The organism is Acaryochloris sp. IP29b_bin.148, assembly GCF_028285565.1.
GTDB lineage: Bacteria > Cyanobacteriota > Cyanobacteriia > Thermosynechococcales > Thermosynechococcaceae > Acaryochloris.
Genome location: NZ_JANQOY010000237.1, coordinates 1 through 9,666, shown reverse-complemented (window position 1 = coordinate 9,666; position 9,666 = coordinate 1). Strand labels below are relative to the sequence as shown.

The following is a 9,666-nucleotide window of genomic DNA, read 5'->3' as shown; positions in this document are numbered from 1 at the left end:
GATCCACTCGCTGCTTAAGTCATCGATTTATAGGTATGGTTGCTTCGGATCAGAGCCTGAACCTTTTTGGGCACTCAACATTTAGGGGAAACTAGAGTTCCCAATACCTAAATTTAAGCCTGAACAAACCTGAATTTTTCAGGATTTTTTCTGCTTAGTCTTTCAGTGATAGTGAATTCAACGAGCGAAAACCCATATACGGCAAGCTCTTAGAACACTTCACCTAGTAAGGATGCCAACCATGACACCTCGCAAACACCAAACAACCTCTATCGAAGAACTATTGGTTGAGCTATCGCCCAAAGAAGCCGAGCGGTTTGTGGGCGGCTTCCACTCCATCAACAAAACAGGGGGAATCATCCCTGCTTATGACCTGACCACTTGCAGCTCTAAGAAGAACAAAGCATAAGGCATTAAACCCTATTTCAGGGTAATTGACTTTTCTACGGCATAAAAAAGACTGAAATCCTATGTTTCTCCGACTTTCGACTGCATTGAGCTTACAAGTCTTAATTATGGCCATCTGTTGCCATCTCATCAGTGCCATTCGCCCTCTCGCGACATTCATTAGCTTGCCCGCCGTCGTTCAAGCCCAAACCTCCATTCCCTCTACCTAAGCTGTAGATTTACGCACTGGTCCCCGTATCGGCGTTGGTGCGGTCTTGGTAATGGTGTCGATGGCACTGTAGTTCTCCCGGGGACTCCCCAGGTGCCCTTTACGAATGTGACTAGTTGCCCTTAGGATCAAGAGCTGTTGCCTCGCCTGATAATGCCCTCTTCTGCCGCTGCCACAGATCTCGACAACGCTCCCCTGCGAAGTGTTTATACTTCTAATTTGGCACAGCTTTTGCACCAGAATCGGTTTTCGCTGGTGGTATCTACTTATCAGGCAGGTAAAGTTATCCTGGTGCGGGCCGAAGACAATCAACTCAATACCCACTTTCGTCATTTTCGACGCCCCATGGGCTTGGCAGCCAACGCCACCCGAATGGCCATTGGTGAAGCCTATCAACTGACGGAACTGTACAACATGGCTGCGGTGGCCCCTCAGATCGCCCCCCAAGGCAAACATGATGCCTGCTATATCCCTCGCAATATCCATATCACTGGCGATATTGATATTCATGAAATGGCTTGGGCAGGAGATGAGTTATGGGTTGTCAATACTCGGTTCTCTTGTCTATGTACGTTGGATAATGCCTATAGTTTTGTTCCCCGCTGGCGTCCCCCATTTATCACAGGCTTAGGTGTTGAAGATCGCTGTCATCTCAATGGTTTGGCCGTTGTCAAGGATCAACCGAAATATGTCACAGCCTTAGGCGCAACCAACGAACCCCAAGGCTGGCGAGCACAGAAGGCAACGGGCGGCCTGCTGATGGACGTGCAGACCCATAAAATCCTGAGCCAAGGGCTGTCCATGCCCCATTCACCTCGCTGGTATGATGACAGGCTGTGGGTTTTAGAGTCTGGTAAAGGCTCCGTGGCCACCGTAGATGTGCAGACAGGCCAACTCACCACGGTAGTGGAACTACCTGGTTTTACCCGTGGTCTAGACTTTTATGGTCCTCTGGCTTTTGTGGGATTGTCGCAGGTGCGCGAGTCGGCAGTCTTTAGTGGCATTCCCCTCACGGAACGGCTAGATGAGCGAATTTGTGGTGTCTGGGTGTTCCATATCCACACTGGAGAAATTGTAGGGTTTCTCCGCTTTGAGGATGCCGTGCAAGAAATTTTTGCAGTTGCAGTCTTACCACAAACGACCTTCCCTGAAATTCTTGAAGGAGATGAAAAAACCTTAGGTAGTTCCTATGCACTCCCCGATAATGCGTTAAGAGACGTTGAAAACTGAGGGCGAGCCTTTCAATAGCTGAACCAATATGCCTCTACACCGTGACCTAAACCGTGTGGACAGTCATAGGCCAGGGCTACCCGCTTGAACAAGATTGATTTTCGGAACAAGATCTCATAAAGTTCTGAGGGAACTTTTGGTTTGTGCGGCTGGTCGCAAGCCGCAATAGGTGAGGAAAGACAATGACGGAATTGATGACAGATCCGACCGGTTCAACTACAACAACGCCCTGTCCAGTCAATTCTTATAATGAATGGGATCCGCTAGAAGAGGTCATTGTCGGTCGTCTAGAAGGGGCCATTATCCCCCCGTATCATGTGACGGTTACTTATAATATTCCGCCCAGTACAGCTCGGTTATACCGTATTTTTGCTGGACAAAAATATCCAGGGTTCTTACTCAAGAAAGCTCAACGAGAACTGGATGAATTTATCCACATCCTGGAGTCAGAAGGAGTTGTGGTCCGACGACCAGAAATTATCAAAGGCACGAAACGTTATAAGGCCCTTGATTGGTCCTCTAAGGGATTTTGTACCGCCTGTCCTCGGGATGGGTTTATGGTACTGGGAGATGAAATTATTGAAACGCCAATGGCGTGGCGTTGCCGCTATTTTGAAACGCATGCCTACCGTCCCCTATTTAAAGAGTATTTCGCCCAAGGAGCCCGCTGGACCTCTGCTCCTAAGCCAGAACTAACGGACGATCTATTTGATTATTCCTTTAAGCCTCCTGTTAAGGGAGAACCCCTACGCTATGTAATCAATGAGTTTGAACCTGTTTTTGATGCTGCCGATTTTGTTCGCTGTGGTCGCGATTTATTTGTCACTCAAAGTAATGTCACGAATCAGGCTGGCATTACATGGTTAAGACGCCACTTGGGCGATCGCTACCAAATTCACGAAATTAATAGTTCCTGCCCCACCCCTATGCATATCGACTCTACATTTATTCCATTAGCACCGGGGAAAGCCCTGATTAATCCTGAATACATCGATGTAGACAAACTTCCCAAAGCCCTCAAATCTTGGGATATGTTAGTTCCCCCCGAACCCGATCCGATTAAGGGAGTCCCCTCCATGTGTAGTAAGTGGATTAGCCTAAACGTTCTTATGCTGGACGAAAAGCGAGTGATCGTGGAAGCGGATCAAACCTCATTGATCGCAGCATTTAAAGACTGGGGATTTGAACCCATAAAATGCCCCTTCATCAACTTTGCCCCCTTTGGCGGCTCCTTTCACTGTGCAACCTTAGATATTCGCAGACGAGGTAAACTGCAGTCTTATTGCTAAGTCCTGGTTAAGTATAGGAGTCTGATGAGCCCAATATTCATGCCAGCCGGGCTAGGACGGCCTTATCCCCTTTTCATCCAACCCAATGGCTACAACCCAAAATGTTAGAGCGTTCCTGTACCCAAACAATGCGCGTTGCGGTTAGCAGGATGGTGAATATACCGCTGATAATCTTGCAGAATAAGTGGGTGATCGAAACAGAGATCCTGGGGAAGTTGCCATAGCTCAAAGAGCTTAAGTGTCTTCGCATCATCTGCGGCTTGGGGTTTACCGACAGCTTGGGCAATAAAAACCACACTCAGCGTATGCTGACGTGGATCACGATCCGGAGATGAGTAAACATGAAACTGTTCGAGCAAATGAATATCTAGACAAGTTTCTTCTTTGGCTTCTCTGATGGCTGCGGTTTCTACCGATTCCCCATAGTCGACAAACCCACCGGGTAATGCCCAGCCATAGGGTGGATTCTGGCGTTCAATCAGCACGATAGGGCGATTAGGGCGATCCCACATTTCAATAATGATATCGACGGTAGGAATAGGATTACGAGGAGGCATAGCGTCTGTACACATCTCAAATTAGGTCTGATGACACCGTACTATGAGAACGATCCTCGACTCTAAACAAAATGGTTACTGACTTAGCTGGTCATGGGATTGGGGTTGATATGACTCACCTACAGCTAGACTTGACATCATGGTAGTTCTGTCTGTAGAGCAAGGTCCCTCAAACGGTGTTAGCAGGATGATGCTCTGAAAATCTGGGCGTTAAACAGTAAGGGCAATCCAACCACTCCGACAAGAGGCCAGCACCACAAACATGACAGTTCAAAGCTGTTTTCCGCTTAGCTTTTAACTCTGCTTTCAAGCCACTATCCGAGAAGGTCACCCGCTCCACTTCTTCGAGAGAGGTTTCCCCTCGCTCAACGAGCTTCAGGCTATAGGCTAAGAGGGTTTGCATACCTTCATCCACAGCCACTTCTTTAATATGCTCAGTAGGAGCCCCTTCCGTAATCAGTGATTTCAACTTTTCACTGACCTGCATAACTTCGTATACCCCACACCGACCCGAGTAACCAATCCCAGAACAGGTGGGACAAGCATCTTCGGTATTTGCCGTTGCCAAAATGTCGTCAGCAGTGGAGGTATTGGCTTTATAAAACGTGACTTCAGTTTTTGAAGATGCCACAAGACCAAATTGAGCCAGCTTTTCTGGCGAAGGCTTATAGGGAATCCGGCAATCTGGACAAAGTCGTCGCACAAGCCGCTGAGCCACAACGCCCAGCAACGAGGCTGACACCATAAAGGGTTCCACTTCCATCTCAGCTAGGCGAACAATTGCACTCGCGGCATCATTGGTGTGAAGGGTGGTTAGCACTAAGTGTCCCGTAAGGGCTGCTTCAATCGCAGTTTTAGCAGTTTCTTTGTCGCGGGTCTCACCGACCAGTAGCACATCCGGATCCTGCCGCAAAAAAGCCCGGAGGATGGAAGCAAAGTCCATGCCCTTTTCCCGAATCACCTGGACCTGGGTAATACCTGGCAACGTATATTCAATGGGATCTTCAACCGTGCTGATGTTGACTTCAGGCGTGTTGCGCTCCGTTAGGGCAGAATACAGGGTGGTCGTTTTACCAGAACCTGTCGGTCCTGTCACCAAAATCAAGCCAAATGGACGATCCACCATTTCCCGAACCAGCTCTAAGCTAGCAGAATCGTCAATCAGGTTGTCGAGGCCCAGCTGCATGGAAGAGTTATCTAAAATTCGCAAAACCACTTTCTCGCCATAGCGACTCGGCAGCGTACTCACTCGAAAATCAACTTTACGCCCCTGAAATAGCCTTAGAATACGCCCATCTTGGGGCAAACGGCGCTCGGCAATATCTAAATTGGCAATAATCTTGAAACGAGAGACGAGGGCAGGTGCAATCCGACGGGGTAGGGGTTGAAAGGCATTGTGCAGTAAACCATCCTTACGGAAGCGAATGCGCAGATTATCCTCTTGGGGTTCGATATGAATATCAGAGATTTGATTTTGTAGCGCCTTAGCCATAATTTTATTAACTAAGGAAATGATGGGAGCTGCATTCTCATCCAGCAGCGCCTCGTCTAGGTTAACCTCAGCATCATTACTCGATAAATCTTCAATTCCACCTAGACGGTCCAGATCTTCTTCCAGACCATACTCAATGGGGAGGTTCTCTTGAATGGTTTTCTGCCGTTTTGCCTGGGCATCTAAGAACTTCGTAATCAATAATTGAAAGGTATCTAAGTCGATGACCACCCGTTGGAAGGTCATCCCATTCGATCGCAATAAGTAACTCACATCATCGATGGCACTGAGATGATCGGGATTGACCATTCCGATTCGCACAACGGGAGGATCCTCCTCCTCATTGATGGATAGGGGCAAAAGCTGATAGCGACGACAGTAGTCCAGAGGGATTAACGTTCGAATCAGTCGCTCGACTTGCTCCGTGTCAACCTGAGTCAGCTCTGGGTCAAGGCAATCCAGACCGTAGAGAATTTTAAGTTCGAAAAGTTGCTGGCGCTTAATTTGGCGCAACAGTCGTGGGGGCAACGGTTTCCCCGTCATTTTTTGGAGGATAGCTAGCAGCGATCGCCCCTTACGCCTACTTTCATAAATCGCTTCGCGTAGGCGAGCCTGATCTATATAGCCACTCTTGATTAATTTTTCGTTTGAGGGAGAAAAATTATTTCTAACGAGCAAATCCCGCTGAGATGAGCTATTCTCCATGATTATTTATAAAGATATAAAGTGATTAAATAGTTCAGTGAAAATAAAGTCTGCTAATGCAAACACTTCAATTTATGGGGAAATCTTAGGCTAATGTAGATTTGTTGGCCATCAACTATGAATACCACAAATATCCTTCTATAAACAACCTTAAAAAATCGTTAGCAATTCAGATTGGCGATAAAAAGGCGGTCGCGAATGATTTAGATCCACTTGAGAACCCAAGCAACTGGGTGAAGAACAGCGAACACAGCGATGGGCAGCACGATTCCTTGATAGTTTTACTCGGTATAGAGTGAGACAGTAAAATAAAAGACTATGTTGATTGGAGCTTCAGCATAAACTTGCTATAAGTCCCTTTCAAGGATTTTAATTACCAAACCATTCAGCGAGTCAGCTGATCTTAAGGAGAAAACGTTGCTTACTGACACCTTCAATACAACAAAGTCAGAGGAAATTTTTGCCGCAGCGCAGAAATTAATGCCCGGTGGCGTCAGTTCACCTGTCCGCGCATTTAAGTCCGTTGGTGGTCAACCCATTGTCTTTGATCGAGTGAAAGGGGCTCATGTATGGGATGTTGATGGCAATCAGTATATTGATTACGTCGGCACCTGGGGCCCTGCAATTTGTGGCCATGCCCATCCTGAAGTCCTCACCGCCCTCAAGGAAGCCCTAGACAAGGGCACCAGCTTTGGCGCTCCCTGCTTGTTGGAAAACGTACTGGCTGAAATGGTCATTGATGCCGTTCCCAGTGTGGAAGTAGTTCGCTTTGTCAATTCGGGAACTGAAGCTTGTATGTCAGTCCTAAGATTGATGCGAGCCTTTACGGGCCGGGAAAAAGTGATCAAATTCGAAGGCTGCTATCACGGCCATGCCGATATGTTCTTGGTCAAGGCTGGTTCTGGTGTGGCGACTTTGGGGCTACCGGATTCTCCCGGTGTGCCCAAATCCGTGACGGGAAATACCCTAACGGCTCCCTACAACGACTTACAGTCTGTACAAGCCCTATTCTCCCAACATCCTGACCAGATTGCTGGGGTGATCCTTGAACCTGTGGTCGGTAACGCTGGTTTTATTCCACCTGATGCCGGATTCCTGGAGGGCCTACGTGAAATTACTAAAGAGAATGGTGCCTTACTGGTCTTTGATGAAGTGATGACAGGCTTTCGAATCTCCTATGGTGGGGCTCAAGAAAAATTTGGCATTACGCCGGATCTGACGACCTTGGGTAAGGTGATTGGGGGTGGTTTACCCGTCGGTGCCTATGGCGGCCGTCGAGACATTATGAGTTTGGTCGCTCCGGCCGGGCCAATGTATCAAGCAGGGACTTTATCTGGCAATCCTCTAGCAATGACGGCAGGGATTAAAACCCTGGAATTACTCAGACGCTCTGGGACATATGATCAGCTCGATCGGATTACAGGTAAGTTAATCTCTGGACTGCTGCAAATTGCCCGTGAAGCAGGTCATGAGGTGTGTGGAGGGCATATTAACGGTATGTTTGGCATGTTCTTTACCGCTGGTCCCGTCCATAGCTATGACGATGCCAAGGCAGCAGATGCTGCTAAGTTTGCCAAATTCCATCGGGGAATGCTGGAGCAAGGTATTTATCTAGCACCGTCCCAATTTGAGGCAGGCTTTACCTCATTGGCCCATACTGATGCAGACATCGACCAAACTTTAGAAGCGGCAAAGGTCGTATTGTCTAACATCTAATGGCCGATTGTAGAGGTTGATTTCATCAGCCAAAGATTATCTTCGAAATTGATCATTTGAGAGAGGTCTATGTGCCTCTCTTTTTTATTGTTGAGATTTATACTGTCCTTGAAATATACGTCCCTGCTGGAGAATACTATTCCAGGGAAAACACAAAAAATTTTCTTCGATCAATGTCACATTATTTCCCTGTGAATATCACTGATACCCATCAGCAACCCTCCTAAGGTATTAAATATTCTTAGAGGGAAGCAGCAATGAATACCACTACTCAACACCCCCATATTCCAACTTCATTTACTCCTCCAAAACCATTAACGCAATCCAAAAGTATTTTCTCTAGTAAGACGTTTTGGGGCATTGTCTTTACCACAGTGGCTGCGATTGCTCCGATCATTGGGGAAAGTGTAGATGCAGGCAAATTTACAGGAAGCGATATTGCCCAAATTGTCGTTATTTTGTGTGGCACTGGCGCAACACTTGTCGGTCGAGTGGAGGCAGGCAATATCTATACGCCTAATAATATGCCAGGCCCTAACAAACTAGACATGGATTAATCTTCTTCTCTTCCCGAAGCGAATAGGAAAAGTGGAATTGGCGGCTAGGCTCCATACTATGATGGTGGTTCAGTCATCTGGGAAAAATATGCCTCAGCCACTCCAACTCAAATGGTTGCTCGTCGGCTTACTGGCACTGTCTAGCTTAATGGGATGTCAGTCCAAAGCAAATGTGTCCTCTCTGACACAAAACGCTTGCGAACAAGGAGAAGATTTCGTTTGGGTGAAAGCAGGGGACTATATTCTAGGCAGCGATCGCATAGAACGAGACAACGCCTACCGGATATCAGCAGCGGCCTCAGCTCATCGACCTGAGGACATTTCCAAGGCTGAAAAAAACTTACGACGTCAGGGTTGGTTCGATAGTGAACCGGATCGCGAGGTGAGATCGCAACCGGCAGTGTGCATGGGCAAGCACTTAATCACCAATGCGGACTACCAAACCTTTGTCAAAGCGACTGGCCATCGTTCTCCCCATATCTCGGCAGCAGAGTATCAGCGGCAAGGCTTTCTGGTCCATCCCTACCAAACCGTACGCCCCTATCTATGGCAGGGGCAGAACTATCCCTCAGGGGAAGGCCAGCATCCAGTGGTTTTGGTGTCCTATGAGGATGCCCAAGCCTACGCTCAATGGCGAGGCCAGCGAGATGGGCAGACCTATCGCTTACCCTCCGCAACGGAATGGGAACAAACGGCACGGGGGACCGATGGTCGCTATTTCCCGTGGGGCAATGATTGGCAAGACAATGCCACGAACTGGGCCAAACAGGGTGGACTACATACCAGTGCGATCGCAACCTATCCCCTCAGCCGTAGCCCTGACGGCATCGAAGATATGGCTGGCAATGTCTTTGAATATACCTCGACGTTCACTCAGCGTCTCCTGCAAAAAGCCACTGTGATGAAAGGCTGCTCATGGGATGATTTGCCGGGTTTCTGCCGAGCAGCGTATCGGCATTCCCGTCCTCTTGGGTCAAGGCATATTCTATTTGGCTTTCGCTTAGTCAAAGAATAGCGAACCTTTGCCCTCATGCAAAATTAAAGACATCGTGGATACCATAGGCCAAAGTGAGCAGCCCGACCTAGAGTGGTTGAAGCTAAAAATAGGGTGATCATCGCTGCAGAGGCTCACAAAATGTCTGATTTCAAGTAAGGCGACGTGGATTTATGTAGGGCGAATAAAAGGGACTCTACAAAAAAATTAAAGCAAGACTTTAGAAACTCACACCCTTTATCTAATCGTGATTCTAGAGTTTTACTCTCCAAAAAATAGAGAGGAAAAATAAAACTGTATTTTTTGATACAAAACCCCTGTAATCCAGTCTCTTACGATATTAGGCTAAATCCTTAGCTTGACTCACCCTGAGAGTTTTTTGTTTGACCGCTTTTTATGAGCTTGGTAAATTTTCTGCCCCAGGGAATGCACTTGAGCTTGCTATTTACTGTTAAGGAGTAATTCATGGCCCAATCCCCCCAGGACATTCTGAATTGGATTAAAAACGAC

General features: G+C 47.5%; 9 protein-coding genes. 7 read left to right on the top strand and 2 right to left on the bottom strand.

What is annotated here, in order from left to right; genetic code table 11:
• The first annotated feature begins 241 nt into the window (after nucleotides 1–241).
• From Q0986_RS21310 to Q0986_RS21295, 4 genes are all read left to right on the top strand, one after another.
• Nucleotides 242–409: a hypothetical protein gene (locus Q0986_RS21310; protein ID WP_299415545.1), complete on the top strand. Its 168-nt coding sequence runs from the start codon at nucleotides 242–244 to the stop codon at nucleotides 407–409.
• 61 nt (nucleotides 410–470) lie between these two features.
• Nucleotides 471–617, top strand: coding sequence for a hypothetical protein (locus Q0986_RS21305; protein WP_299415542.1), 147 nt, complete (start codon nucleotides 471–473; stop codon nucleotides 615–617).
• A 152-nt stretch (nucleotides 618–769) separates the two neighbouring features.
• Nucleotides 770–1,846 (top strand): TIGR03032 family protein, encoded by a 1,077-nt coding sequence (locus Q0986_RS21300; protein ID WP_299415539.1) that lies wholly within the window; start codon nucleotides 770–772, stop codon nucleotides 1,844–1,846.
• Nucleotides 1,847–2,028: 182 nt separating this feature from the next.
• Complete coding sequence (locus Q0986_RS21295; protein WP_299415536.1) at nucleotides 2,029–3,135, top strand: amidinotransferase; 1,107 nt, start codon at nucleotides 2,029–2,031, stop codon at nucleotides 3,133–3,135.
• A gap of 104 nt (nucleotides 3,136–3,239) precedes the next feature.
• Here the strand turns inward: Q0986_RS21295 and Q0986_RS21290 are convergent, their stop codons facing one another.
• Both Q0986_RS21290 and Q0986_RS21285 read right to left on the bottom strand, forming a co-directional pair.
• Nucleotides 3,240–3,692 carry an NUDIX hydrolase gene (locus tag Q0986_RS21290; RefSeq protein ID WP_299415532.1) on the bottom strand — a complete coding sequence of 151 codons (453 nt, stop codon included), beginning with the start codon at nucleotides 3,690–3,692 and terminating at the stop codon, nucleotides 3,240–3,242.
• A gap of 169 nt (nucleotides 3,693–3,861) precedes the next feature.
• Nucleotides 3,862–5,889: a GspE/PulE family protein gene (locus Q0986_RS21285; protein WP_299415529.1), complete on the bottom strand. Its 2,028-nt coding sequence runs from the start codon at nucleotides 5,887–5,889 to the stop codon at nucleotides 3,862–3,864.
• A 417-nt stretch (nucleotides 5,890–6,306) separates the two neighbouring features.
• On the opposite strand from Q0986_RS21285, the gene hemL reads away from it, so the two are divergent.
• From hemL to Q0986_RS21270, 3 genes are all read left to right on the top strand, one after another.
• Nucleotides 6,307–7,605 (top strand): glutamate-1-semialdehyde 2,1-aminomutase, encoded by a 1,299-nt coding sequence (hemL, locus tag Q0986_RS21280; protein WP_299415524.1) that lies wholly within the window; start codon nucleotides 6,307–6,309, stop codon nucleotides 7,603–7,605.
• A 257-nt stretch (nucleotides 7,606–7,862) separates the two neighbouring features.
• The gene (locus Q0986_RS21275; protein ID WP_299415521.1) at nucleotides 7,863–8,162 is read left to right on the top strand and encodes a hypothetical protein; all 300 of its coding nucleotides are present in this window, start codon (nucleotides 7,863–7,865) and stop codon (nucleotides 8,160–8,162) included.
• Between the two features lie 88 nt (nucleotides 8,163–8,250).
• The gene (locus Q0986_RS21270; RefSeq protein ID WP_299415518.1) at nucleotides 8,251–9,177 is read left to right on the top strand and encodes an SUMF1/EgtB/PvdO family nonheme iron enzyme; all 927 of its coding nucleotides are present in this window, start codon (nucleotides 8,251–8,253) and stop codon (nucleotides 9,175–9,177) included.
• The last annotated feature ends 489 nt before the right edge of the window (nucleotides 9,178–9,666 follow it).